Below are 26945 nucleotides of genomic sequence, written 5' to 3'. Positions count from 1 at the left end.
AATTTCGGGATGAACGTCGCAACGGTCGACGCACAGCGTCGCGCGCAAATTGTTTCTGCTTGGTCGTTCGATGTTTTCGATACGTTTCTGATGCGCGCCTGCACGACGCCGGATGGTGTGTTTGAAAGGACTTACGAGCTATCGGGCATTTCAAGAACTTGTCCGAATGTTTCCGCCAGTTTCGTTCAGCATCGCATGCAGGCCGAATCACGTGCACGCCGGACCGCGAAGGAGACGCGGGGGACCAGCGAAGTGCACATCGACGACATCTATTCCTTCTTTCCGTTCAGGCTGTTCGGCCTGAAGCGCGCACATCTGCGCGATCTCGTCGACGCCGAGTTCGAGGCCGAGCTCGAGCTCTGCCGCGTCAACCCGGACATGCTCCGGCAATATCTGGACATGAAGCATTTGGGCCATCGGGTCGGGTTCATCTCCGACACCTATTGGAACTCGGACCAGCTCGCGCGCCTGTTGCGCGCCTGCCGTCCGGGATTGTCCTGGGACTTCCTCTATGCGTCCTGCGACCACGGCAGCAGCAAGAGCGAAACGTTGTTCGCAACATACCTCACTGAGCAGAACGTTGATCCGGCAGCATCCTTTCATATCGGCGACAATGACCGCGCCGACATCAAGGGCGCGAAGCGCCACGGCATCCGCCCGCGCTATTATCCGCAGGCCGGTCAGCAACTCGCGTCAAGATTCCAGCGCGAGACCGCGATATTCGAGCTGCTGTGCCCGGGGCAGCCTGCGCGGCTTGACCATGGCGCGCGTACGCTGCGGCGCATGGTGGCGGCGCGCAGCGCGGAGAGGCCGCCGGCCTATCACTTGGGGTTGACGGTCCTCGGCCCGATCATGACGGCGTTCGACGTCTTCGTTGCTGATCGCTGCGCGGAGCTCGAGGAGCCCGGCCGGCGGGTCGCCGTCGGCTTCCTCGGGCGCGACGGCTTTCTGTCGCACCGGATTTGGCACAGCGGTCGTGACGCCGCATCCGCCTATGTCGAAATCAACCGCCGCGTCAGCCTGATCGCCTCGGCTGACACCATGCAGCCGCTGCTCGACCTGCTCGGAAAAGTCTTGAAGATCGACGCGCCGACCTTTCGCGACATGCTGAAAGTGCTGCCATCAGCAGTCGCGGACTTCTTCGCACAATGTCCCAACGGGATCGCGACCGGCGCTGCGCTGGCGGATGCCCTGCCCGAGCTGATGGACGCGCGGGAGATCACCAAGCTTGCCGCAGGCCAGCGCGCCCGGCTGCTTGCTTATCTCCGGCATGTCATCCCGGATTTCGATCGCTGCACCGATCTCGTGCTGGCCGATCTCGGCTATTCCGGCAGCGTCCAGAAGGCGCTGCGCCGCATCTTCGACCAGGAGGGCATCGCGATCCGCCTGCACGGCGCCTATTTGATCTCGCTTGACGACACTCTTGACGATCTTGCCGACTGCGATACCGCTAAAGGCTTCATCTCCGATCTCGTGGTCACCCCGCACGTCAAGCGCATGCTGATCCGCAACGTGGCCCTACTCGAGCAGATCTGCTGCTCTGCCGACGGCTCGGTGCGCGATTACGACGGCGCGCAGGTGCTGCGCGAGATCAATCCGCGACCGGGAGTCCAGATTGCTCTGGCCTCGGAGATCCAGGCGGGCGCGCTCGCCTATGCGGCAAACGCTGGCAAAATTGCTGCCGCCATCGGGCTCGAGCCCCATGCGGCGCCCGATATCGCAGCGCGCTGGAGCGCGGCGACGTTGGCGCGGCTCCTGCTGCTCCCGGACGACGACGAACTGGCGTTGCTCGGCGAGCTCAAGCACGACATCAACCTCGGGACGCACGCGCTGGCGCCGATGCTCGACATGGGCTTCATCCGCGATCAACTCACCGCGCGAGGCCTAACCGCCGCGTGCACCTCGGCCGCGCCGCCGATGTGGCTTGCGGGCAGCTTTGCTGGCTTGTCCCCGTCGCACGCCTATCTCTACGCCTTGTTCGGAGCGAACCGCTTGCCCGCCGATGTCTTCGAGGAGACACCTTGCGGCGCGTTGCAGGTGGGACTGTTCCAGGCGAATGGTGACGCCGCGGTCGAAACCGTCACCATGTTCCGCACCGGACTTGGCGAACTGCGCCTGCGCATCCCGGTATCGCGCGCCATGGCCATCGCCATGATCGCGCTGCCGCTGGCAAAGGCCGCGCGCGACGGTCAGCTTCACGGTGTGACCATGCAGCTCGGCGACAGCGTTCGCGACGCCGCCGAGAGCCAGGACGTGGCGGGCGTCCCGGCGGAACGGTTGACCTATGCGGGGCTGACGCTGACCGGCGCCTCCTATCACGCTACGGACGACGAAGGTTGCCTGCTGATCCCGGTCGGCCCGCTGGCACGCGAGATCGCGATCTATTCGGTGGCCATCACCCCACTCGGTCACGCAGACCATCGCGATTAGTGCGCCCGGATTCACCCCCTCGGCCGTTGGAGTGTACGGGCCGGCATGACGCAAGGGGCACGGGAATTGACCGACGACACGCACGCAAAGCTCGACAACCTCCTGCGGTTGGCGAGCATCCGGCTCGGCCGGATCCAGCGGAACCGCCTCGCCTGGCTGGTGGACCGCTACGGCGTTCCGACGCTCGGCAGCCACTATGAGGGGCTGCGTCACGGCGGGGTCATCGTCCTGACGGAGCCGCCGAGCGGTGCCGCGGCCGAGCTGTTCTATCGCTCGCTGCATTCCGGCTGCGCCGTCGTCATTCCCTTCGGCGAAAATCCCGGCTTCGACTTCCTCAAGTCGAAACTCACCGAGTTTGGCACGGTCAGCCCGAGCGCCGAGAGCCCGCACGAATTGTGGTGGGGCGGCATCGGCTGGTCAAAGCTGTCAGCGAGCGCCGATGGCGCCACGATCCGGCCGCGCATCGTCTCCTATTATCCATTCGGCAGCGATCCCGACGACATTCGCAGCCTGCGCCGATCGCTCGACGAGCTGGAGCTCGATTCGCATATCGAGCCGATCGCGGCCGAGCTCGGCGAACAGGTGCTCTGTTTCGAGAAGGCCGAGTTCCTGGCCCGAATGTGGCAACGCTACAGCGAGCCGCTGCTGTTCGTCGAAGCCGGCGCAACCCTGTGCGAGGCGCCCTTGCTGCCGTCGGCGCTCGGCTGCGACGTCGCGCTCCACAAATGGAACCGCTGGGAAATGTCGGCGCGCACGCTTTATCTCGGCCGCACCGCGCGCGCCGGGCAGTTGCTGCGGAACTGGCACCATCTCGCGGCGTCATATCCGTCAATCTGGGACGGCTATCTGCTCGACCAAGCCTGGAGCCTCACTTCCTCGGAAGGGCCGCTCGACGCGGTGTGGCTGCCGCGCTCCTACCACGCCATGAAAGGCGACCTCGCCGCCGCACGCGCCACCATCCTGCACAGCGAGCAGACCACGACGACCAGCCTCGGCCCCGATCCGGGCTTCGCCGGCCTCGCCCGCGCAGCGCGCCGTGCGGGCCGAACCGGCGCGCGCGACGCCTTCATGGTCATGACGTCGGAAGCCGCCAACGAGAACGGCGTCGCCGTGATCCTGCGCGACATCGAGGCCAATGACGCCCGCGCCGTGGCCGCCATGGTGGAGGCCGTAACCGGCGCCTTTGCAACCGATTGCGGCGGATACAAGCGCTTCGAGCTATCGTTGTGCGCCCTGAAGGACGATCTCGGTGCGGCCCGGGCGGTGGCACAGCAGGCGCGCTATCGCATCCTTGAGATTGCGCCGGGCCAGTCGATCCCGCGCGATTTCTTCGCCGCGCATGCACATCACCCCGCCGATCACGCGGTCATGACCGCCCGCCATCCCTTTCCCTGACGGACATCAGCGCCATGCTCAAGACCATCATCCTGCTTACCCAGACCGTCCAGCAGCAGCGCCCGCTCGCAAATCTGCTGCGCGAGTTTAATCCGGATCTCGCCTTCTGCTCCGCGCTCTCCGCCCAGGATCTTGCCGCCATCGCACCCGACATCCTGCGTGACGCCCGCCTGGTCTCCTTTGCCAATGACATTCCCGTGTCCCAGAAATTCCTGCTTCGGCTCGGCCACGGCGCCTACAAATTCCATGTCGCGCCGGTGCAGTATCCCGGTCTTCCGGCGTCGCACGACGACAGCGAGGACCCGCGCTGCTTTTCGGCGATCGCGCAATCGATCGCGATCTGGCCGGACTGCCGCCACGTGGTCGGGCTCGAGACCGTGACCGTCCCTGACGACGCCACGCCCGCGGAGCGCGAGCGGTTGATCTTCACCCGGCTCGCGCATCTGTTCTGGCGGATGTCGAGCCTGATCGCGACGGACGCAGAACTTCGCGGTATCATCGACAGCACAGAGAGCAAGCCTACGTTTGCACAGATGAACTAAGTAGGGATCCAAGAGCTGAACCGATTGATCGGAGAAGCCTTGATCGTGGATGTGATGACGGAAAGATCTACGCAACTCGCGGCACGCCTATAACTGGGGCGCACACCGTCTCTTCATCCGCCAGCAGACTGCCGTCATCAGCTTGATCCGCGCCTATTGTGTCGAGTTCGGGATTGTCGCCCGGTCGGTCACGGGGTTGTCGAGCAACTACTGGAAGTCGTCGCCAATATAGCGAGAGTCTTCTTGAAGGTGCCCTAGGCCTGATCACGTTAGCTGTGAAGAGATTTTTCTTGATCTCCCGGTGCACACATCGTGCACATGCCGCCCTCTAACCAACTGAAAATATTGAACTCTCGCTCCGATCCATCATGGGCAAGTTTGAGCTAGCTCCAGCAAATAAGGCCCGAGCCCGCCATATCGACAATCGTACCTCCGCACCTTCGGCTGCAAACTGCGCCGCCCGGGAATCGGTGGTTGTGAGAGCACGCGACACCCGGCTCTTGTGCTTGCTTGAACGCGCCATTCCAACGCTGGCCGCGAAGAGTGACAATTGCCTCCGAAGGCAAAGGTCACACGTTCGACTCGTGTCCGGCGCGCCGGTAAAATCAGCTATTTACGTAATAGAACGCTTTCTAAGAATAACTCCGGGTAAGCGCCAACTGAGCCTCCGTGATAGATCCAGCCGCGATGCAGGGCAGCTGTAGCCCGAGGATCGAAACCCCCAATGCTAGAGGACCTGCCCCTGGCCGCCATGGCCGAGGCATTGGCCAAATCCTCCGACCATCGTGTGCTTCGGCGCTTGGTGCGTCGGGAAGCTTTCACGCCATCCGACGAGCAAGTGACCAAAACTGGCATCCTGATTGATGTCGAGACGACTGGCCTAGATCAACATGAAGACGAAGTCATCGAGCTGGGAATGGTCAAGTTCGACTACGTGCCCCGGAAAAGCAGGGGCACTAGAGGGGCACGTCCGCTCGGCGTGTTTGACGAAAATAGCTCCGCCATGGCCTACCGCACCCGCCGCTGCCGCGATCGTATGCAGTAAGACGACACGTCACTGTGTTGCTGCGCTTCGCTCGAACGCCCTATTTTCGACGATGAACCTCGCCGCCAGCACCAAGGCGCCCATCGAGAACTCTTTTCCGTGCGCGGCGATCATGCGCTCCGATAGTTCCGCCAGCTCTTTGAAGAACTGATCCTTACTTTCGGCTTCATTTAGCAATCGTGCTACTGTCATGGATTTCCTCCTGGTGCTCGCAAGGCTCTCCGCCCCGGTTCGCTGTTACTTGAAGATTTGCGGCGGAAACGTCACGATCGCCGCTTCTCCGCCGCACGTTCCGACTGCAAGATGCTGGCCATCGGCGGACCATCGAAGGGCTTGGACGGCGCCCCCACCGGGCGGTTTGACAACCAATTCGTCGGGATGTCCGATCCTCGCGACGACGACCCTGCCGTCGCTGTAGCCTGCCGCGACCAGGGGACGCCCGGGGTGGATATCTACCGCCTTGACGAGGATGAATCCGCCACGACCGGTGCTGAGGCTCGTCGGCTGCTCGCTTCCGTCGTCGAGGCTGGAAACGTCCCATGCGATCAAGCGGTAGGCCCCGCTCGTAACAAGAACGCGCGAGTCTGCACTCCACGAAAGAGACGTAACGCCCGCAGGATAGCCGGACATCCGGACGGTCCGCGCATCGGCAAGGCGCAACAGCACGATGCCAACTTCTGCGACGGACATCGCCAACCAGCTTCCGTCGGGACTCCACGACAAGCTCGAGATTGAGCCCAAGGCCATTGAGACGGTGGGCTCAGGCCGCGGTCCGAAGGCACGCACGAGCAGGCAACCGTCAGCTCCTATCGCGAAGCTCCGACCGTCTGGCGAGACGGCCATCGCGGATGAACGGCCTCCCGCACGCTTCTGAAGCCATCCGACCTCGCCGTTGGAATCGCAGTATATGACCGACTCGCCGGAAGCAGCCAGAATGCCGCCGGCATGCACCGGGGCGACGAGATCAATCGGTGCCCCGAGCTTCGCGGCTTGTCGGGTGACACCGGATGCCGACACATGCAATAACTGGCTGCCATCGCTTGCGATGAAGCCCGAAGGCTCGATCGAGGCGAGATGAAGCGAAGCATCACTGATGACGACTTTCGTCAACGGCGGGACCGGATTCCGCCGCGGGGAGATCGTCGACCGGCCGCCGTCCAAGGCCATACGATAGCGATCTTTCGGCGGATCGCTATCGGCCAGCGGAGCGATGGCTAGAGAGCCGTCTGCAAGCGCGAACGCCACTGCCTGTCCCGCAGCGTCGAACGTCGCGTTCGTAACGAGCGCCCCCATGGTCCAATGCCGACCAAGCAGTTCATAGAGCGTAGCGGTCTCAGCTTCCATCGTGTCCATCGGTCGTCTCACCTGCCGGTCGCAATACACCTGTCGAGTTCTTCAAGGCGTCGTTCCAGCACGGCGCATTGGGCGTCGCATGTTGCCATTCCGGCCTTTGCTTCTTTCAAGCGCTCGTGCGCTTCCTCGATAGCGTAGGCGAACGCATGCGAACCGCCTGTCGCCGCAATCTCCTGCTCAATCCTCTGAATCTCGAATTCTGCTCCACCAGCAAGCTGACGGTTCAGAAGGTTCCACGATTGAGCGGCCGATATCTGCTGAACGACGAACAACCGCTCCTTCAGCATTTCGACAAGGACTTCCGGATCGACACTCATGCGCTCGATTCGATTTGATCCAGGATCCGCTGGAGGCCCCGGGCATCGGATACGAAGTGTTGCTGCGCGTCATTAACGTGAGATTGCAGCGAGTCCCACAAATCGACCCTCAGCAACCGCGCAGGATCGCCCGCCATCGTCTCGATGGTCTGGAGGCCGAACTGATGCCGCAAGCCGATACCCTGCAATACGAAATCCGACAGCTCGCGTGCATGCGTTTCGACGAAAGGGCGCAGTAGCGGATGTACGCTGTAGCTCATGCCGCGCTTTGCGAGCTCGGTCTCGATGAACATGATGAAATGTCGCACCAGCAAGCTTTGGCTTTCGCCAACCAGGCGCATCACGAAAGTGACGTCGCGGTCGGCGCGCGCAAGGATCTGCGAGGCCAGCGTCGCCGCGGGGGCCGGACCTTCCCGCCCTTTTTTTCATCCCAGACAGCCGCCATGCCAGCCCCCGATCGCTAGGTCCGGGAACGGTATTGGTGCAACTTGCGGTACAGCGTAGCGCGCGAAAGCCCCAGCTTTTCCGCGGCAGCGGCAATATTGCCGCCGGCGTTTGCGACGGCTCTCTCGATGGCACGACGTTCCATCTCGTCAAAGCGCGCGATCTCGTCACTCTCCGATCCCGTCGCGCTATTCTCCGACTGCACGGAGATTGAGGGAGGTTGAGCCGGCGCCACCTCCACGAAATCCTCTGGCAGGTCCCTGGGAGTGACGATGCCGGTGATCGTCATCAGCACGAGGTTCTCAATCAGATTACGCAGCTCGCGAACGTTTCCCGGCCAGGAATAGCGGCGCAGCAACTCCATAGTGGCCGCCTCGAACCGCAGCGGCTGGGTGCTGTAGATCGTGGCGAATTGCCTGTTGAAGTGATCGATCAGGATCTCGACATCGCCCAGCCGATCGCGGAGCGGCGGGATGGTGAACTTGACGACGCCGATCCGGAAGTACAGATCCTTGCGGAAACGTCCCTCGGCCACTTCCTGCTTCAAATTCCGATTGGTCGACGCCACCAGCCGAACGTCCACCGGGCGCGCCTTGCTGTCACCCAGTCTGTACACCGCGCGCTCTTCCAGCACACGGAGCAGGTAGGGTTGCAGGTCCATCGGCATCTCGCCGATCTCGTCTAAGCTGAGCACGCCGCCATTGGCAAATTCGAACCGCCCGGGCCTTCCCTCGCGCGTAGCGCCGGTATAAGCGCCCGGCGCATGCCCGAACAATTCGCCGCCGAGCAACTCTTTCGACACCGCACCGCAATTGAAGGCAACGAACGGCTCCTTGCCCGTCTTCAGACTGGCGGCATGAACCAGGCGGGCGAACAGTTCCTTGCCGACGCCCGTCTCGCCCTCGAGCAGGATCGCGGTCCGGCCGAGGGCCGCCCGCTCAACTTTCTGCACCACGTCCAGCAGTGCCTCGCTGCATCCGACGATCGCTTCCTTTGCCGACATCAGGGCAGTGCGGGCTGTCGGCGACATCTCGGATGCAGCAGGATGGGTTCGCGGCTTCGAAGCAAGCACGAGCATTGCGCCCTTCACGACCCCGTCAACGATCAGTGGCTCGATCCGCTGCTCGCGCAGCTCCTCGGGCAACCCCTCGGCCAAGTCTTCGCCCAACAGGCCTTCGCGACTTGGAAGGATCTGTGACCCAATGCTCAACTCACGAGACTGCGTGATCCGCCGCCAGCGAGCCGACGCCATATCGTTGTGATGGACGACCCGACCAAACCGATCCAGGATCACCACGCCGTCGGCACTGCCCATCCCTGGCATCCGACAAATGCTTGCCTCGAGCAGGCGTATTCTTTCGAGCCGGATCTTCTCCGAGAGCGCAAGCTCAATATGATTGGCCGCGATCACCGCCAGCGCGACATTGTGACGATGAAAGATCGCCTGGGGGCCGGAAAAATCGATGATGCCTATGATGCTGCCGTCGATCGGGCTACGAATGGGACTACCGACGCAGGTCCAGGCCTTGATGCCCTCGGAAAAATGCTCCGCGGCGTGGACATGAACCGGCTTTCCTGTGACGAGCGCCGTGCCAATGCCGTTGGTGCCGGTCACCGTCTCTCCCCAGGCGGCGCCGACTTCGAGGCGAATATCGTGCCCGGCATCGATCGTCCTCTGATCGCCCCCGACATCAAGCACGACACCATTCCTGTCGGTGATGACCAGCATTGTGGCCGCATCGCCAAGTACTTCCGCAACGCGGCGGAAAGTCTGGGCGCTGGAGCCTAGCAGATCATCGTTCTTCAGACGCAGCTCATAGAGATCGTCCGGCGAAGTCACGAAGCTGCTGCCCCTGCAATGGGCGTTGACCCCCGACTTGATGCTGCGCTGCCATGATTCTTCGATGATGCCTCGCACCAGAGCGCTCTCGCGCTTTGCATCTCCGAATGTCAGGAAGTTTTCCCACGCCTTGTTGGTCTCCCGTTCATCGTACGGCCGTCCCTGCTCCGCATCCGCGGCCTCCGGGATTTTGTAGCCTTCCAGGGAAAACGGCGGCTTAGCCATGAAGGTTTCCGTCAGCATTGGAGCACCAAACCTATATTGGCAAACAGCAGCTTGATCAGCAGAAACGACATGAGCCGGGCCAATGAGATCGTGCTCTCACCGGCTCGGCTTACGCAGATCATTCGACCGTTCTGGAGATCGCATCCAAACCGAGACGACCTGAGATGATCTGCTCCAGGCGCGCTTCCGACGCCTCATCGGGTACGCTCACTCCCTCAAGGTCTATCAGGACCCTGTGCAATTCGACATCGAGCGGCTCGAAGATCCCATTCTCTCGCGTCGCCAGAGCGAAGTGTCGCGATTGCCCGCCGCCGCGCAATTCACCGACAAAATGGAGTTGCCGCCCTGACGCGAGATCGGCAATCACGACGCGGCCGTTATAGCTGATCCGAACATAGGGCTCGATCTCCCTCGGGCGAGCCCGAGGCGTGGACCAAAGCTTGCCCGACGGCTGAGGCTCAGAGGGAGGCGTCGGATTGCGCAACTCCTGCCAGCGCCCGAGCGTCAGATGATTGGCGAGCGAATTGATCTTCGTGCGGTTCTTCTGAAGGAAGTCCTTCGCCTTGAGCTCTTCGCGGTGCGGACCGTCGCGCTTGGAGATGATGTAGGCCATGTCCCGGTTCCTCCTGCCCCGGCTGGTCGGATGACCGTGGAGGCTTATGATTTGCCTCCTTCGGGCTCATGCCGAAGCTCGCAAGATTGTAGCTGTTTCCAGATCGTTGTCACCGTCCATTCATTCGATCGTGACGGTCAAGCCATCGCCGTATTTGGCGCGCCACGTCGGCCATTGACGCCCTGGCGGAACGCGAACCGCGTTCATCTGCTTCAGGCCCGCCCAAGCTTTTCTGCCCCGCCGCCCAACGCAGGACCCTGCGTCGGATCGACATACTCCGGCACATCGGCAACCAGCGTGTTGGTCGTCAGCACCAGCGTGGCCACGGAAGCGGCATTTCGAAGCGCGGTATACGTCACCCTGACCGGGTCGACGATGCCGGCAGATACCATGTCGATGAACACGCCGTTTGCAGCGTCGAACCCGACCCCGGCCCGCGAACTTTGCAGCTCGGCCACAACCTTCGCCGCATCATGGCCGGCATTTCGGGCGATGAAAGCGGCAGGACGCGACAGGGTCTCGCGCACCAGCTTGATGCCTTCACCCAGGTCTCCGTTGATGTTGCCGAGGGCGCGCACCACCACCGGCGCGCACTGCGCCAATGCCGTCCCGCCCCCCGGCACGATGCCCTCCTCGGCCGCAGCACGCGCCGCGCTGAGCGCATCGTCGATCAACTGGATCGTACGCTTCTGCTCGACCGGCGTGACGCCGCCCGCAAAGATCACGGCGGTCCCACCCGAGAGCTTAGCCAGGCGTTCCTTGAGCTTGTCCTGCTCGATGTTCGGCGGCGCCAGATCGTGCTGCTTGGCCACCTGCTGTCGGCGCGCGGCGATCGCCGCATCGTCCCCGCCGCCCCGGATGATCACCGTTTCGCGCGCACTGGCCCGAACCTGCCGCGCAGTGCCGAGGTCGGCAAGGCTCGCCTCTTCCAGCATGCCCCCGAGTTCGCGGGCGATGACCCGCCCCCCGGTGATGATGGCGAGGTCATCCATCATGGCCTTGCGCCAGTGGCCGTAGTCGGGCGGATTGACCACCAGAACCTTGCCGCGGTTGCCTTCGCCGAGCAGCGTGACAACCACTTCCGGGGCGATCTCTTCGGCGACAATGACAAGCGGCTTCCCGGTCTCCGCGACCCTCGCGCGCACCGCCGCCAACTCGCCCGGCGCCTTGATTTTCAGGTCCGTCAGGAGAATGTAGGGCTGTTCCAGCACCACCTCCATCTTCTCCACGTCCGTTACCATGTGATGCGAAATGTAGCCACGGTCGAACGACATGCCCTCGACCACCTCGAGCGTCGTACTCGTGGTCAACCCGTAGTCGGAACTGATGATACCATCCTTGCCGACGCGCTCGACCGCCTCGGCGATTAGATCGCCCAGATGAGAGTCGGTCGACGCAATCGTTGCCACCGCCTGTAGCGTCCTGCGGTCCGAGACCGGAATTGCCGCACTCTTCAGGCTCTCGACGACGACTTCGACGGCGCGGTCGATCCCCTTGCAGAGATCGACCGCCTTGGCGCCGCGCTCGAGGGCCGCGACGCCGCCTTGAATGAGACCGTTCGCGAGTACCATCGCCGTCGTCGTACCGTCGCCAGCGACTTCGTTGGTCTGCATCGAGACTTCGCGTACCACCTGGGCGCCCATGTTCTCGAAGCGATCCGGCAATTCGATCTCGGAGGCGATGGTAACGCCATCGCGCGACACGATGGGCGTGCCGATCGGCCTGTCGACCATCGCGTTCATGCCCTTGGGACCGAGCGTCGATTCGATCGCGGCGGCCAGCTTCTGGACTCCACGCGCAAGAGCGCGGCGAGCTTCTATGTCATGCAGCAAGACTTTTGGCATTGCGTTTCACTCCCACGTGATCGTTTCTCGGTCGTCAAGCCGGGCGAACTTGATGTCCGCTCCGATTTGTCGGCACCCACAGGTCGCACGCGTATCAGCGCGACCTCACGCAAGCGCCGCGGAATGCTTGTTCATTGCAGGCGATCCGGAAGACCGCACGGCGCAGCCACTGCCGCAACCTCCGCACGGAGCTGGCGTCTGCTCCGCGCGATCCGCGTCCAGCTCGAGATAGCGCACCGCAAGAAGGCCCCGGCATAACGAGCTGTTGAACTCCATGTTGATGCGTACGCCTCGCAAGCGCTGCAAATACGACGCCATTTCGTGGCGCTTGATGGGGGCCCCATCGTAGGTAACAAAGGCCGGATCGGCCGGGAGATCGGCGAGGCGCCGCTCAACCAGAAGCTCGCGATAGCGCGGCTTCTGGCGCGCAACTTCTTCCGAGTCGAAGTTGATCGCGTCAAACGCGCTCAGACTCATGCGGCAAATCGCGGGATCCTCATAACCCAGCCCGCGCAATGCCAGGATCATGACCTCCTGGCGCCGCTCGAACGCCTTGCGGCGGAATTTCTCCCGCAGATCGTCAAGTGAACCGCCGCTTGCGAAATCCTTGAGCGCCTCGCCAAACGACCTACCCTCGCGGACGCCCCGGTTGATCTCCTCGGCGACCATATGGTCCCGAAGCTGCGGGCGGGCTTCGCGAACCCAAGGCAGCGAGGACACCGCCCGACGCATATCGTCGGCCATAAGGAACGCGAAGTTCGCCGAACACCAGTAGGTCGGCAGGCGAAAGACGATGTCGACTCCATCAACATGATCGACCGTGACCCGCTCGACGAATCCAAGCTCGGTGACCGGTTCGTCCAGCTCGGGATCCGTGACCAGCGCGAGGCGCTCCCACACCTCATTGGTCTTGCAATCATGCTGATGGAGCGCGTTCATCGGCTCTACTCCGCTGCCGTCGCGTGGATTTTCTGCCCGAGCTTCGCCTTCTGCGCCTCGACGTCGACTCCATAGAGACGTGCGGCGTTGAGGCCCAGAATCTTCCTCTTTGCCTGCGGGGTGAGGTCGACGCCGTGCTCCTGCTTCAAATCTTCCGGCAGCTCGAAATTCCAGAACTTCTCGACCAGCCAGCGCGGCGTCCAGATCGCGTAGTCGCTCCCGAAAAGCAGCTTGTCCTCGCCGACCCAGAACAGCAGTTCGCTGATCACTTCGGCAAAATAGCGCGGCCGTCCATGGATGAACGGCAACGCCACCGCGAGGCCGCCGTAGACGTTCGTCTCCTGCACCGCGATCCAGCAAAAATCATCGAGGCGCGGCAGACCGCAATGCTCAATGATGAAATTCAAGCCCTGGAAGTCCGTCGCGGCATGGTCGACGTCGTGAACATCGAACGCATCCTTGTCCAACGGAATGATCGTCGGCCCCTTATGGACATGGATGTTGGTGATGCCGAGCTTCTGGCAGAGCTCGAGGCAGCGATAGGCGTTGGGATCCGTGAGCTTCCACCCACGCGAGTCACCCTTCCACTCGGCGGTATAGAGCTTGACACCCTTGATGCCGAACGTCTCCTTCATGTAGTGGATGTACTCGAGCGCCCTCTCGCCATCCCGTGGATCGAAGGCGCCGTTGACGATGAAGCGGTCCTTGTACTTCTTCGCCATCTCGGCGTTGCGATCGATAGTGTTGAACCCGTTCTTGTAGAACTCTGTGAGGTAGGTCGACTGAACGACGGCCATGTCGTCAGGACCGTCGACGAACAGATCGTGGTACATCTGGTCGGCGCTGTATTTCTCGAACTGCTCCTTCGGCCAGAGCTTGTCCTTCGGGCTGAGCGAGGTGTGGTAGGCGTAGAAGCAGTCGATGAACTGCTTGCCGTGGACGTTGAGCTGATTCGCCGGACTTCCGTCCCAAAAATGGGTATGGCCGTCGATAACGAACACTTCCTCGCCGCTGGGAGTTATGAACATGTTGCTCTCCGGAAATTCCTGGTTGGCTCTAGTCGATCAAACGAAGCGCGGTGGTCGGGCGAGACCACTTCGAGAAGCGGCGGGGCCATAGCCGCTGGGGATGCGGCCCCGCCCAGTCAGGGAGGCGATGGAGACTCACTCGATGTATTCGAAGACCTCGTCCATGTTTCCGAACAGCGTCACCGTGTTGTCGTCGATACGCACCATCCGTCCGTAGTGGGTCGAGGTGTTAACTTCGAAGATCTCGGCCGTCATTTCCTTCCCGAGAATTTCGCTGATTTCATCCATCTTGAAAGTCAGCTTTCCCTCGCCGTCGATGCGGATCAGGGCCGGCTGATAGGTCACTGTCACGTTCGGCTTCTTCGCCATGAACTCGGCGATGGCGCGCGCCTCGACGCTGTCATTCATGGTGACGCCGCACTGATGCGAAATCGTTTGCTCGAAACGAAGGTCCCCCATCTTCTGGAAGATATTCTGGTTGGTCGCAGATCTGGAAACGACGGACATTGCAATTTACTCCTTGGGAAGGGTGAGGCCGAGCTCGCCGAGAATCTTCTTGATGCGTTCGACCGACTGCGCACGCGCATCGGCGTACTGCACCGGCTTCGAATGCGGCTGCGACCAGATCGGCTGCAGGCCGGCGGCCGCCTTGTTGGCGAGCGCAACATGCTTGTTCACCCACCCCTGGAACAGCTTCTTGTTGTGGGCGCCATGCTGATTGTCGGTCACCAGAAGGTGCATCAGGTCGATCGTGTTCGCGAGATTGCGCTCATAGTCCGCTTCCGCGGACGAAATCACCGGCGGCGTGATGAAGTCGCCGTTAGACGAGGCTACCTGCATCAGGAAGCCGCTGCGAAACAGTTCACCGACCAGCGGCTCGAACACGATGTTGGTGGCGAAATACTGCTCGAGATAGTCGGCCGAGCCCATGATCGACTCGATCGCTTCCCGCGTTCCCTGCCAGCCCTTGTCTTCCAACCAGACGCGCTTGCCGGCCGTGTCGTCGAAGCCCGGAATGTCCATTCCGATCTCGGCGAGATACAGCGTAATATCCTGTGAAAGGCGAAGCTTGTAGGACGAGTTCGTCAGCGTCGCATTGTTGATCATCTGGGTGTAGCCGTAACGCTGAGCCTGCATCAGCGACGTGCCGAGACCGAACTCGGCGTGCTTCCACGCACCGAGATGGTTCTGCAAGATCTTGATCCAGGCCTTGTCGAAGCTCTTCGGTGCCCCGGACTTGCGACCGTTGGCGATCACGGCCTGGACCATGGCTTCGATCTTGGACTGGCGCTGGTAGTGAGTGCGCTCCCATTCCTGGTCGGGAGCACGGAACGCATGCCAATTCGAGCTGAGGGCCCCCGTGTTGTCCTTGGTGTATGCACCCTTGCCGTTGGGGAAAGAGATGATCCAGTCCTGCAACAGGTATCGTTCCGGATCCGGCTGCACGTCGACCGTCACGTCTTCGTAGTGCGTGGCTCGCTTGCTGCGGGGCTCGAAATAGCGGTATCTGCGGCTATCCGAATCCGGAAACACCGCAGAACCTGCTGCACCGGATTTGGCTGATACGGTTTGAACGGCAGTCATGGTCGTCTTCCTCCTCCTGTTGTTGGGCTCTAGCTCGTTGGGCGGTCGAGGCGTCTTAGTTGTTCGCCGGCGTGAACTTGTCGAAGAAGATGCGGTCCGACTCGACATCGCTCATCTGCAACACTGGCGTCAGCGCCTCGATCATTGGCGATGGTCCGCAGGCATAGACGTCGACGTCTTCACCATAGTCCGCACCGCGAAGGTGCTCTCCGACTGCCTCATGCACGAAGCCCTTTGCTCCGCCCCAGGCCGTGTCGTCGGCCGCATGGGAGAGAACCGGGACGAAGGTGAACTCCGGATGCTTGGCGGCGAGCTCCGCGAAATGGTCGAGATAGAAGAGATCGTTCTGCGTCCTGGCTCCGTAGAAGAAGCGCACCGGACGAACTTCCCCGGAGCTGATGTGATCATGCAGGATAGACCACAGCGGCGACATTCCGGATCCGCCACCGACCAGGATCATGGCTCCCGTTTTGTTTTCTCGTCGGAAGCAGGTCCCGTAGGGTCCTTTGATTCCGACTTCGGTTCCGACGGCGAGATCTCCGTCGAGTCGTGAGGAGAAGCGCCCATTGGGGTACTTCTTGATGATGAACGCGAGATTTTGGCTTTCGCCCGGCGAATTTGCCATGGAAAACGAGCGCGTAATCGTCTCTGGTCCCGGGAGCGTGATGTCGACATATTGACCCGCCCAGAACTTCAGAGGTTGCTCCAGTGTGATTTCGAGGCGGCGGATGTCATGGGTCAGCGCAGAGACGCTCGTAACGGTGCCCGTGAAATCCTTGACGGGAATCGATTTCGACAGCACTTCCTCGTCATAGTTGAGGAGCTCCACCTCCAGATCCGAGTATGCCAAGGTCCGACAGAGCAGGATGTAATCCTGGCCTCGCTCCATCTCGTTCAGGGCAAACGTCGAGTATTTCTTCAACTCGACATCGCCTCCGGTAAGGACGCATTTGCACGCCGAGCACTGCCCCTCCTTGCAGCCATGCGGCAGCGCGATCCCTTGGCGAAACGCAGCGTCGAGAACAGTTTCGTTCTCCTCGACCTCGAACTCTATGCCTACCGGTTGCAGGCGAACGACATTAGCGGGCGCGCCCATAGGGGCCTCCTCAAACGAACGCTTTCATATCTTCCGGGGAGCGATCGGGAAGGAGCCGGCCGCAGCCGGCCCCTTCCGTCTCACTTAGTTGCAGGGATTGATAGTGAATCCCTTGCGATACTCGGCGAGATGCTTCTCGCGGTCGGCCGGGCTCATCTCCCGCAGCGTCTGTAGCGGGCTCTTGAGGATGTGGCCGCGGACATCGTCGAGCGTCCACATTTCCTTCTGGTCGAAGCGCAAATGCGGCTGCGCGACCAAGGTCTTGCCGTCCGTGCGCACGAAGCCGAGATCCTTGATGGCGTCGGCAATGTCCACATTGTGGTAGACGCTTTCCCACTCGCGACGGCCGCTGAACCGCCCCATCGCCGGGGTCGGACGACCCTGGTACTCGCCGGCGAACGCTTCGACGGCCGTCCACCGATCGAGCTCATGGGCGAAGGTGTGCAGCTTGCCGTCGATCTCGTCGGTGACGATGTCCTCACGGATGAGGCACGGAACGAGGCACGACCAGCAACGATGCGGATAGACGTAGCCGACGTCGCTGTTGAACAGGATGTTGGTTTGACCCCGATGCGACAGCTTCTCGTACCATTTCCAGAACTCGCCGAACTGCGCATACCAGCCCGGATACTTGTGCTCGAACCACTCGAAGTCCTTTTCAGTCTGCGCCTCGATACGCCAGAAGTTCGCCGACCAGCCGACGGCAAAGAACTGGGCGACCTTGTGGACGTAGTGCTTCTCGGTCAGCCGCTTCCAGGCGGCCTGCACGTCGTCATGATGGATCTTGATGCCGTACTTCTCGAGCGGCAGCATATAGGTCCGGTAATAGTCCTCGAAGATCCAGCGGTGCCACATCTCCGCGTAGGACTCCTTGTTCTTGTCGCGGTTCGTGGTGCCGTATTCGATGAACGTCCCGATCGCCGCGTCGACGATGGCATGGTTCTGCCAGAAGGCATAGCGCATGTCGCGCTCGAGCAGCAGGTGATTCTCCGGCTCCTTCAGCATCGACATCAGCATCGAGTGGCCGTTGCCGATGTGGCGGCTCTCGTCCGACTGAACCGAGAGGAACACGGTTGGCAGCGCATAGTCGCCGTTGCGCGCCGCCTCCGACGGCATGGCGACGAACAGCGTGTTGGTGAACGCCGTCTCGGCGACGACGGTCAGGTAGACGTTCGCCGACGTGATGGCGTCACCGGTGATGAATCCTTCACCGAACTGGCGACCGATCGTGGTGGCGTAGCACTTGCCGAACGCCTCCTCCGTGATGTCGAAGCCGGCCGGGTCGATGTAGTTCTCCATGTACCATTTCTTCAGGTTCATCTGGATGGTCGAGTGACGGAATTCGTCGACCATCTGCATGGTGAAGCCAGTACGGAGATCTTCGCCGGGTGCGAGGCGCCCGACCATCGCCATGGAACGTGCCGCCGAGATTTCCGGGAACGGGATGATCGCCAGGAACAGCTTCATCCACTCGACCCAACGTGGCTCGACGTTGCGGAACATGTCGCCGCGAAGCGCGGCATCGAGGGCGCCGTAGACGCGGTTGTCCTTTTCCTCCTGCATCGGGAAATAGGAGCGAAGGACCTGCTTCATCGGATCCTTGGGCGCCTTCGTGATCTTGTAGTCGGTGGGGAAGGTCATCGCTTCCTGGACGTAGGACGGATTCCATCCGAGATCTGCAATCTTCTTTGCAGCCTCACCGACGGAAATGCCGCGCTGGGCGGTGATCTTGTTGAGTGTTAGCGTTCCAGACATCTCGTCTTTCCTCCTGATCGGGTCAGAAACCACATCGATATTCCGCCTGCCTGGACCTTCGCGGACCGAGCAGTGCTTACCCGTGCGTTACGGGCCACCTCGCGACCGTTTGCGCGGCCGGACGTTTGATATCGGCAAGGGTCTCAGGATGACTGTGGAACGCCTCAGGGATGATCAGCGATCTTCGGACCCAGCCGTCCTCCGATCGCAATTGAGTGACCCCGCGCAAGGTTCGCCCTCAGCTTGACATCCCCTTCCCTCGTTCTTTTCGCGGCTCGCCCCGGACGGAGCAGTCAGCGTTGTTGTGCCAAACAGCTTTGCAATGGGCGTGCCAGCGCTCTCTTGCCCCACCAAATTGATTTCTGATTGCCGGAGGTGAGGATCGGCGCTGACGGAGACTTCGCGGCTCCCAGTTAGCGACCTGCGGAAATGCAAACTGCGACAAGAGTTGCAAAATGAGAATCGGCGCAACGCGGAGACCGCTACTTCGCGGCGCAATGTTTGCGCTGCAACAGTGCCAGAAATTGCCCCGGGCAATACGTCGAGCGCTTTCGGAATCGAACGCGGTCCGCTCGATGCGACAGGCGTCTTTCACGTTGAAGGCCGCGCATACGAGACTGGTTCGTTGCCCGGTCCATTCGGACTAGCGATAGTCCTCGAAACCGGCCGACCGTTTTGATTGCCGAACCTTCTCGATCCAGCGCTCGGTGTACTGGGCGTAGCAATCGTGATCGCAGAAAGGGAGACCGGTACTGAATTCTCTCAGATAGTGAGCGTGAATGGGCTCGCAGCAAGACATGCAGAACGTCTTCAGCCACGGTGTTCTGCCATTGACGAGGACGAACCTCATGCAGCGTTCCTAAGCGGTCTTGTCGATATGAGATTGACAACGATGCAAATTGAGACGATGGCGTACAATGAGACTCCGGAGATCAGACCACTCCTCCACCCTTGCGGTGTTTGCACTGCGATATGAGCTTGTGTGAAACCGATCTGATTGAACTGTTGCAGCGCGTGACCAGCATATGATCTCACGCAGCTGGGCTCCGGTGACGGCGTCAGACGACACCACACGGGCATGACGACGGCCGCTCGCTCGATCCATCGCGAGGAAATGCATGCTCGCGATGGATGATGCAGCTATCCTTCAAGGGATTAACACGGCCCGCCCATGAATTTCGCCTGCATTGAGATCGTGCAAGGCCTTGTTGGCGTCCGCAAGGCGATACTCGGTCGTGGCAAGTTCAACCAGATCTCGGTCCGCAAGGGCCATCAACTCGGTTAGTTCGGCCCACGTGCCGACCAGATTGCCGATAATGTTTTTCTCGGTTATCACCATGTCGACTGTCGGCACCCGAATGTCTTCGCCGTAACCGACGACGTAGTAGCTGCCCATCGGACGAGTCATCGCCAGGCCCTTCGACGTCGTGCCCTTCTCGCCGACGAAATCGATCACCGCTTCCGCACCGTTTCCGCCGGTCAGACCCAGAACGGCTTCCACTTCGTTGCCGTCAGCTTTCATGAGATGATCGGCGCCCGATTTTTCGGCTAGTTTCAGCGATGCTTCGGACTTGTCGACGACAATAATGTCGGCCGCACACATCGCTTTGAGGCACTGGATTCCGATGTGGCCCAATCCTCCCGCACCGATAACAACGCAAGATTCGCCTGGCAAAAGGTGACGCGTGGCCTTCTTGACAGCGCGATAGGCGGTGAGGCCTGCATCGGCGTATGGCGCGACATCCTTTGGCGCCAAAGTCCGTGGCAGCGGGACGATGTTGCGTTCTGAGGTGCAAAGGAACTCTGCATAGCCGCCGTTGCAATCGAGGCCTGGGAACGTTCCAGGACCGTGCATGTCGAATCCTCGGCGACAGGCGAGACACGTCCCGCCGCTGATCTTCGGATGGACGATGACAGGATCGCCCTTCTTTAGTCCCTCGACTTCCTTGCCAACTTCTTCGATCCAGCCTGCATTTTCGTGCCCCATAATGAGGGGAAGCAGCTTGTCACCGCTCGGATCCATGTGCGGCTTCCACACGCCTTCGACGATGTGAAGGTCGGTTCGGCATACGCCCGCACCACCTATGCGGACAATGACGTCGGTTGATTTCGTCAACTTCGGATCAGGCACCTTCTCTTCCCCGACCCAAAGGTCGTTCGAAAGTTTCTCGTCGTAGGCTCTCAATACTTGGGCTCTCATCATTTCCTCCGTCTCCCCGGCGAACTTCGGTGCGCCATCGGCGATTTCAGCCTCAGCATTTTTTGTGCCAGCGGATTTGTGTCGCGGCGCCAACAGCCACTGTTGGATACGCGCCAACAGTCCTGCTGCGGCGCAGCGCGAAGATGATAGATCACCGTGCTGAAACAGCCCGATACTACCAGGCACGGATCAGCGTTATCTAAAGTCCTCCACCATTGGGAGGATCGATGGTCAAGCTAAGCACGATAAAAAGGAGAGCAGCTGGACTTTGCTGCGCATTGCTTGCCGCGCAAGGAGGTTAACTGGATGGCCAAACCGGTCCACTCGATGATCCGCGTGGCCCACGAGGCGACTTCCACCGGCGCGCCTTCGATCTCGAGATCCCCAACCATCTGAGTGTGCCAATTTCGCCCTGATCTATTTGCGTCTCCGTCCTCACCTTTCGAGCTGGAGCTGACGGTCATCGCAAGGAGCCGTATGCGCTCGACGTCCCGATCTTCTTACTGGATCTGTTCTCGAAAGGAGATGTCGTGAACCTGACCAAAGCAGAGCGGCAGCATGCCAAAGACGGGGCAAATCTTGACTTCAGCTTTGTCCATCTCACGCAAGGTCAGAACTGAGTCCTAGTATTCTCGCGCGCAGATCTACAATTCGCAGCAAGCCGGCATTATTGCTTATTCGTATCTGGCGTATGGGCTTCCTTGGTTGAGCGGGTGACGCTTCTGCCCGACGGGAACGAGCTAGGAATCGTGCTCAATGGCGATCTGGCCGCGATCTTGAGCTTTGCTGCGGGCAAAACGAAGCCCGACCTCCTTCCGGAGGCCGGGCTTCTTGGCGACTTAGTATCGATCGTTGGTTGCCGGGACAGGATTTGAACCTACCCAGACGTCTTGAACGCGACAGTCTGCGGGACTGCCGCAGACAAACCAGTCGTCACCAGCCCAGAAATTGGAGCGCTGTTGGCTCCCCAAATTGGGTGTCGGTAGATTTTTGTTGATCTCTCCGTGCACACATCGTGCACACGCCGCCCTCTAACTTATTGAAGAACTTGAACTCTCGGTCCAATCCATCATGGGCCAAGTTGAGCTAACTCAGGCTAGCCAAATCCAAGCTGATCCAAAATCGTCAGCTCTGCGCCATAGCCACGCCGGCGCGACGCGATCAATTAGATTGCCGTGTAGCCGCCGTCGGCATTGACACACGCGCCCGTGATGATCGAGGCCTTGTCGCTCGCAAGAAAGGCCACAACCTCAGCAATCTCCCCAGGCCGCGCCAAGCGCCCGATCGGCTGCCGCACCAGCATCGCCTGGCGGGTCGCCTCCGGCAACTTGGCCAGCAACGGCGTATCGACATAGCCCGGAGAAACGCAGTTCGCGCGAATACCCTGGAGCGCATAGGTCAACGCAACTGAGCGCGTGAGATTGACCACCGCGGCTTTCGCGGCCGAATAGGCGTTGCTGTTTTCCTGACCGACGTGAGCAAGGATCGACGCCATGTTGACGATCGCGCCACCACCGGTCGCACGCATGATGCCTGCGGCGAACTTGTTGCAGATCGCCACCCCGGTGAGATCGACGTCGATCACGCGGCGCCAGTCGACGAGATCGAGCTCGTGGATCGGCGACTTGCGCTCGGGAATGCCGGCATTGGCGACGAGGATGTCGAGCCGGCCGAACAGCGTGACGGCTGCCTGCATCAGCTCGGCGACTGAGGCCTCATCGGTGACGTCGACATGCTGGAAGCCCGCCGCGTGACCATCGGCGGCAAGCCCGGCCGCAAGCGCGGCTCCGCCTTCGGCGAGATCACCGAGCAAGACTTTCGCCCCCTCGACGGCAAACAGTCGCGCAATCGCCGCTCCAATCCCGGAGCCGGCGCCGGTGATGACGGCAACCTTTCCCTCGAGCAGCACCACACCCTCCCGTTCGACCCGATTTGCCGAGCTCAGCTCTTCTCGAAGCCCGGGCGCGGAATCGTGCCCATCAGCGTCCGGGTGAAGCCACCGTCCACGACGATCTCCTCACCGGTGATGTAGCTCGCGCGCTCGCTCGCGAGGAAGACTACCGCATCGGCGATGTCCTCGGGGCGGCCGATGCGCCGTGCCGGCACCAACGCCCGCCGCGCCTCGTACACGCCCTGGGTCTGATAGATGGCCTCGGTCATCGGCGTGCGGATCATGCCCGGGCTGACGACGTTGCTGCGTACGCCGCGCGGTCCCCATTCGACCGCGAGCTGGCGGGACAGCACGGCCACGCCGGCCTTGCTCACGCTGTAGGCGCCGCTGTAGCTCTGCGGAAATGAGGCCGAGATCGATGCGACATGGACGATGGCGCCTGCGCCGCGCGCCAGCATCGGCTCTCCGAAGGCCCGCGCGCAGCGCAGGTAACCGGTCAGGTTCAATGACAGAATGCGGTCCCAATCCGCCATGCTCGTGGTGTCGAGCCCGCCCGGCAACATCGTGCCAGCATTGTTGACGAGGATTGTGGCTTCGCCGACTTTCGCCGCCACCTCGCCGGCGGCGCGCGCGACGCTGTCATCGCGGGTGACATCGCAGGCTAGGAACTCCGCGCGGCCACCGCTTGCGCTAATCTCCGCCGCGACAGCCGCGCCGGCCTCGTCGCGGTCGAGCACGACGACGGTCGCGCCAACCGCCGAAAGGCCGAGCGCAATGCCGCGCCCGATGCCCGCACCACCGCCCGTGACGACGGCAACTTTCGCGGAAAGATTGATCCATGCCATGCGGGGCTTCCAAGGTTGGAAAGGCGATTGGCGCCTCAGGTGGCGAGGCCGGACAAGGACAGCAGCTCGATCCTGCGGATCAGCCGGTTCTCCTGCGCGACGATGAGATGCTCTGAGGCTTGCAAGTAAGCCGGCCAGTCGGGATCCTTGTCGCGCTCGGCGTGCCGGCGCTCGAACTCTCCCATGTCGGGGAAACCCCAGAGATGAACGATCTGGTTGAGCGGCCCGACCGCGCTCGTGAACATGCCAAGCGGACGCCCCAGATATTTGAGCTGGACCGGTATCGCGAGCCGGTCGAACACCTCGATGAACTCCGCCATCTTCCGCAGGCGGATGGTGTAGACACGCAGGTCGACAATGGCTTGCTCGGTCATCGGAGGATCTCCCGGTTGGCTCTCTCAGCTGCGCACGAGCGCGCAGCTACCCTCGTCGAGGGGCCGGAACGCTTCGGTTGCGCTCAGCGTCGAGACCAGCTTGTAGACGTCGCCGGTCGACGTGCTCTCCGCGGGCTTCTTCACCTCGAAGAGATAGGCCGGATGGATCTTGCGCCCGTCGGCGCGGATCATGCCCTGACCGAAGCAGTCGTCGTCGGTCGGCATCTTCTTCATCAGCTCGACGACCTCGCGCCCGTTGCGCTTGGCCTGCTCGGCGCCGAGCTCCTTCACCGCCTTGAGGTAGTGCAGCACGCAAGCGTAGTCGCCGGCCTGGCTCATGTTGGGATAGACGTTTGCTGCCAGGCGCGGCTTCACCCGGTTCATGAAGGCGCGCGTTCGCTCGTTGAGATCCCAGTAGAAGGTCTCGGTGAGCGACAGGCCCTTGGCCGTCGACAGGCCCATGCCGATGACGTCGGTAACATAGCCGACCAGCGCCGCCATGCGCGCGCCGCCCTGGTCCAGACCGAACTCCTGGGCCTGCTTCAGACAGTTGATCAGCTCATTGCCGGAATTGGCAAAGGCGATCACATTCGCGCCGCTCGACTGAGCCTGCAGCAGGAAGGACGAGAAGTCCGAGGTCGACCCGAAGGGATAGCGGACCGAGCCGAGCACGGTGCCGCCGGCCGCCTTAACGAATTTCGCCGCGTCCGCCTCGGCCGCATGGCCGAACGCATAGTCGGCGGTGAGGAAAAACCATTTCGAGCCGCCGGTGCGCACGAGCGAGGTCGCCGTCGAATGGGCGAGGCACCAGGAATCCCAGGACCAGTGCACGAGGTTGGCGCTGCAGCTCTTGCCGGTCAGGTCCGACGATCCGGCGGTGGTGATCAAGGCAACCTTGTTCTTGTCCTCGATCAAGTATTTGGCGCCGAGCGCGATCGAGGAGTTGCCGACATTCTCGATCACGTCGACGCCATCCTGATCGAACCATTTGCGGATGATCGCAAGGCCGACGTCGGCCTTGTTCTGATGGTCGGCGACCAGGATCTCGACCTTGACGGAAGGGTTGGCCGCCATGAATTCGGCAGCCGCCTGCTGTGCGCAGGCGACTGTCGTGGGCCCCGACACGTCGCGATAGATGCCGGACATGTCGGTGATCACGCCGATGCGGATCGTGTTGTCGGACTGCGCCCGGGCGAGGCGCGGCGCCAACGCCGTGGCGAGGCCGGCACCGACGAAACTGCGGCGTGTCATGGTCATGTCGTTTCTTCCTCACCTGTCCTGCCTTCCGGCATAGACCGTTGTTGATCCCGTTTGGATGGTGTCGATCAGGCTTGCTGGCCAGCCAGATGACGGCCGGTGATGTAACCGAAGGTCATGATCGGCCCGAGCGTGATGCCGGCACCAGGATAGTTGCCGCCCATGATCGAGGCACGATCATTGCCGACGGCATAGAGTCCGGCGATCGCCGTACCGTCGTGGCGCACCACGCGACCGACCAGGTCGGTAGTCAGACCGTCGAATGTGCCGAGATCGCCCATGATGAGCTTCAGCGCGTAGTACGGCCCGGTGCCGATCGGGGCCACGTTCGGGTTTGGCTTGTGCTCGGCGTCGCCGAGATAGCGGTTGAAGGCCGTCGAGCCGCGCTTGAACGCGCGGTCAATGCCATGGACCGCGCCTTCATTGTACTCGCGCACCGTTGCTTCCAGACCGTCGGCCTCGATGCCCGTCGCAGCGGCCAGCTCGCGCAGCGTCGCGCCGCGGCTCAGATAGCCGTTGCGCACGAAGGGTCCGAGCGGCACTGGTGCAGGCTTGGCATAGCCGAGGCCGTACTTGCGGATCGTGGCGTGATCGCAGATCAGCCAGGCCGCGGTCTCCCTACCGCCGGCGCCATCGGCGATCATCGCGGCGCCGACGTCGTGGTAGGACTCGGACTCGTTGGTGAAGCGCCGCCCTTGCCTGTTCACCGCGATCACACCGGGCTTGTAGCGGTCCACGAGATGCGGAAACACGCCGGTGCGATTGCCGAGCGGCACGCGCGACACCGGCATCCACGCCGCCGCACTCGGAAAGCGGATGTCGCAGCTGCCGCCGGCCACCTCTGCCATGCGGATGCCGTCGCCGGTGTTGGCCGCAGGTGTCGGCGACAAATGTTCGCCACCTCGGGCAAGATGCGGATAGGCGCGCGCAATGCGCGCCTGATCGTGCGGAAAACCGCCGCTCGCCAGCACCACTGCGCGGCGCGCCGTGATCGCGTACTCGCCCTGCGTATCGCCGACGATCGCGCCCGCGATGGCGCCGTTCCGGCTGATCAGCCGTTGCGCGGGCGTTGCCGTGAGCAGCGGAATCCCAAGATCGAAGACGGTCCTCGCAAGCCGCGCCGCCAGCGCATTGCCGCTGGTGATCTTGACCCCGCGGCGATAGCGGGCGAGATCCCAGAGGTGGCTGGCAAGCCGCCGGGCCACGTAGATTGCCGAAGCGAGCGAACTCGTGACGCGGAAGAAATGCTTCAGCTCGTCATTGGACGAGTTGAACATCATGCCGATGAAGGTGATGGTCTCGAGCGGCGGCCGCAGCCGGCGGATCTCCGTGCCGAGCCCGCGGGCGTCGTAGGGCGCCGCGGTCACCGAGCGGCCGAGCTTGGTGCCGCCCTCGACGTCCGGATGATAGTCGGGATAGGCCGACAGCACGAATTTCGCTTCGGTCTCCTTCTCGAAGAAATCGAGCATGCGCGGGCCGACATCGAGAAAGGCATCGATCGCCGCATCGTCGAAATGATGGCCGGTCTCGTGCTTGAGATAGGTGCGCGCCGCGTCGCGGCTGTCCGTGACGCCCGCATCGCGCGCATGGCGATTTCCGGGAATCCACAGCACGCCGCCGGAAAAAGCCGTGGTGCCGCCGAAGTACTCGTCCTTCTCGACGATGATCACGTCGAGCCCGCACTTCCGGGCCGTGATCGCGGCGGACAATCCGCCGGCGCCCGAGCCCACGACCAGCACGTCGCACGACAAATCACGCGCTTGTCCTGACATTGCCGTTTCCTCCCGTGGTCTCGCCGCGCCGTTGCTTTGTTTGGGTCTGACGACGGCTCGTATTCTCGATAGGCGCGACCGCGGGCGCCGCCAATGGACGAAACTCTTTTTGTATTGTACTTTTCATAAGTGCAGTGCAGCGACCGGAACTAACCG

General features: G+C 61.9%; 23 protein-coding genes. 4 read left to right on the top strand and 19 right to left on the bottom strand.

Going from position 1 to position 26945, the window contains the following annotated elements:
- Positions 1–9 precede the first annotated feature (9 nt).
- The 4 genes from ACE10W_RS15095 to ACE10W_RS15080 all read left to right on the top strand — a co-directional run bounded on the left by ACE10W_RS15095 (position 10) and on the right by ACE10W_RS15080 (position 5412).
- On the top strand, positions 10–2430 hold the full coding sequence (locus ACE10W_RS15095; protein WP_304552400.1) for a hypothetical protein: 2421 nt from the start codon (positions 10–12) through the stop codon (positions 2428–2430).
- A gap of 66 nt (positions 2431–2496) precedes the next feature.
- Positions 2497–3825, top strand: a complete 1329-nt coding sequence (locus tag ACE10W_RS15090) for a hypothetical protein (RefSeq protein WP_304552399.1) — start codon at positions 2497–2499, stop codon at positions 3823–3825.
- Between the two features lie 14 nt (positions 3826–3839).
- On the top strand, positions 3840–4367 hold the full coding sequence (locus ACE10W_RS15085; protein ID WP_304552396.1) for a hypothetical protein: 528 nt from the start codon (positions 3840–3842) through the stop codon (positions 4365–4367).
- 724 nt (positions 4368–5091) lie between these two features.
- Positions 5092–5412, top strand: a complete 321-nt coding sequence (locus tag ACE10W_RS15080; protein ID WP_161535451.1) for an exonuclease domain-containing protein — start codon at positions 5092–5094, stop codon at positions 5410–5412.
- A gap of 9 nt (positions 5413–5421) precedes the next feature.
- Here the strand turns inward: ACE10W_RS15080 and ACE10W_RS15075 are convergent, their stop codons facing one another.
- The 19 genes from ACE10W_RS15075 to ACE10W_RS14985 all read right to left on the bottom strand — a co-directional run bounded on the left by ACE10W_RS15075 (position 5422) and on the right by ACE10W_RS14985 (position 26789).
- Positions 5422–5604 (bottom strand): hypothetical protein, encoded by a 183-nt coding sequence (locus ACE10W_RS15075; RefSeq protein ID WP_028170767.1) that lies wholly within the window; start codon positions 5602–5604, stop codon positions 5422–5424.
- Between the two features lie 45 nt (positions 5605–5649).
- Positions 5650–6765 (bottom strand): WD40 repeat domain-containing protein, encoded by a 1116-nt coding sequence (locus tag ACE10W_RS15070; protein WP_304552392.1) that lies wholly within the window; start codon positions 6763–6765, stop codon positions 5650–5652.
- Between the two features lie 8 nt (positions 6766–6773).
- Positions 6774–7082 (bottom strand): hypothetical protein, encoded by a 309-nt coding sequence (locus ACE10W_RS15065; protein WP_304552391.1) that lies wholly within the window; start codon positions 7080–7082, stop codon positions 6774–6776.
- The gene (locus ACE10W_RS15060) at positions 7079–7426 is read right to left on the bottom strand and encodes a hypothetical protein (RefSeq protein WP_304552389.1); all 348 of its coding nucleotides are present in this window, start codon (positions 7424–7426) and stop codon (positions 7079–7081) included. Before ACE10W_RS15060 ends, ACE10W_RS15065 begins: the two co-directional genes overlap by 4 nt.
- 116 nt (positions 7427–7542) lie before the next feature.
- Positions 7543–9609 carry a sigma-54-dependent Fis family transcriptional regulator gene (locus tag ACE10W_RS15055; RefSeq protein ID WP_011086466.1) on the bottom strand — a complete coding sequence of 689 codons (2067 nt, stop codon included), beginning with the start codon at positions 9607–9609 and terminating at the stop codon, positions 7543–7545.
- A 100-nt stretch (positions 9610–9709) separates the two neighbouring features.
- Positions 9710–10204 carry a hypothetical protein gene (locus ACE10W_RS15050; RefSeq protein ID WP_304552385.1) on the bottom strand — a complete coding sequence of 165 codons (495 nt, stop codon included), beginning with the start codon at positions 10202–10204 and terminating at the stop codon, positions 9710–9712.
- A 212-nt stretch (positions 10205–10416) separates the two neighbouring features.
- Positions 10417–12048 (bottom strand): molecular chaperone GroEL, encoded by a 1632-nt coding sequence (locus tag ACE10W_RS15045; protein ID WP_011086464.1) that lies wholly within the window; start codon positions 12046–12048, stop codon positions 10417–10419.
- Positions 12049–12153: 105 nt separating this feature from the next.
- Positions 12154–12987 carry an iron-sulfur cluster assembly protein gene (locus ACE10W_RS15040; RefSeq protein ID WP_304552383.1) on the bottom strand — a complete coding sequence of 278 codons (834 nt, stop codon included), beginning with the start codon at positions 12985–12987 and terminating at the stop codon, positions 12154–12156.
- 5 nt (positions 12988–12992) lie between these two features.
- Complete coding sequence (locus ACE10W_RS15035) at positions 12993–14015, bottom strand: amidohydrolase family protein (protein ID WP_011086462.1); 1023 nt, start codon at positions 14013–14015, stop codon at positions 12993–12995.
- 135 nt (positions 14016–14150) lie between these two features.
- Positions 14151–14522, bottom strand: coding sequence for an MmoB/DmpM family protein (locus ACE10W_RS15030; protein WP_011086461.1), 372 nt, complete (start codon positions 14520–14522; stop codon positions 14151–14153).
- Positions 14523–14528: 6 nt separating this feature from the next.
- A complete protein-coding gene (locus ACE10W_RS15025; RefSeq protein WP_028170759.1) occupies positions 14529–15599 on the bottom strand; it encodes an aromatic/alkene monooxygenase hydroxylase subunit beta in 1071 nt (356 codons plus the stop codon).
- A gap of 55 nt (positions 15600–15654) precedes the next feature.
- A complete protein-coding gene (locus tag ACE10W_RS15020) occupies positions 15655–16695 on the bottom strand; it encodes a 2Fe-2S iron-sulfur cluster-binding protein (protein WP_011086459.1) in 1041 nt (346 codons plus the stop codon).
- An 84-nt stretch (positions 16696–16779) separates the two neighbouring features.
- Complete coding sequence (locus ACE10W_RS15015) at positions 16780–18450, bottom strand: aromatic/alkene/methane monooxygenase hydroxylase/oxygenase subunit alpha (protein ID WP_038966206.1); 1671 nt, start codon at positions 18448–18450, stop codon at positions 16780–16782.
- Between the two features lie 1147 nt (positions 18451–19597).
- A complete protein-coding gene (locus tag ACE10W_RS15010) occupies positions 19598–20650 on the bottom strand; it encodes an NAD(P)-dependent alcohol dehydrogenase (protein ID WP_369525343.1) in 1053 nt (350 codons plus the stop codon).
- A 1165-nt stretch (positions 20651–21815) separates the two neighbouring features.
- Positions 21816–22559, bottom strand: a complete 744-nt coding sequence (locus tag ACE10W_RS15005) for an SDR family NAD(P)-dependent oxidoreductase (RefSeq protein ID WP_038966228.1) — start codon at positions 22557–22559, stop codon at positions 21816–21818.
- A 32-nt stretch (positions 22560–22591) separates the two neighbouring features.
- Complete coding sequence (locus tag ACE10W_RS15000; RefSeq protein ID WP_011086453.1) at positions 22592–23386, bottom strand: SDR family NAD(P)-dependent oxidoreductase; 795 nt, start codon at positions 23384–23386, stop codon at positions 22592–22594.
- Between the two features lie 35 nt (positions 23387–23421).
- Complete coding sequence (locus ACE10W_RS14995; RefSeq protein ID WP_011086452.1) at positions 23422–23760, bottom strand: NIPSNAP family protein; 339 nt, start codon at positions 23758–23760, stop codon at positions 23422–23424.
- 24 nt (positions 23761–23784) lie between these two features.
- On the bottom strand, positions 23785–25017 hold the full coding sequence (locus ACE10W_RS14990) for an ABC transporter substrate-binding protein (protein WP_161535458.1): 1233 nt from the start codon (positions 25015–25017) through the stop codon (positions 23785–23787).
- A 68-nt stretch (positions 25018–25085) separates the two neighbouring features.
- The gene (locus ACE10W_RS14985; protein WP_304552375.1) at positions 25086–26789 is read right to left on the bottom strand and encodes an FAD-dependent oxidoreductase; all 1704 of its coding nucleotides are present in this window, start codon (positions 26787–26789) and stop codon (positions 25086–25088) included.
- Between the last annotated feature and the right edge of the window lie 156 nt (positions 26790–26945).

It is taken from the genome of Bradyrhizobium sp. B025 (genome assembly GCF_042257955.1).
In the GTDB taxonomy this organism is placed as follows: domain Bacteria; phylum Pseudomonadota; class Alphaproteobacteria; order Rhizobiales; family Xanthobacteraceae; genus Bradyrhizobium; species Bradyrhizobium diazoefficiens.
Note: the sequence above shows the minus strand (reverse complement) of the source record. Positions and strands in the feature narration are given on the sequence as shown.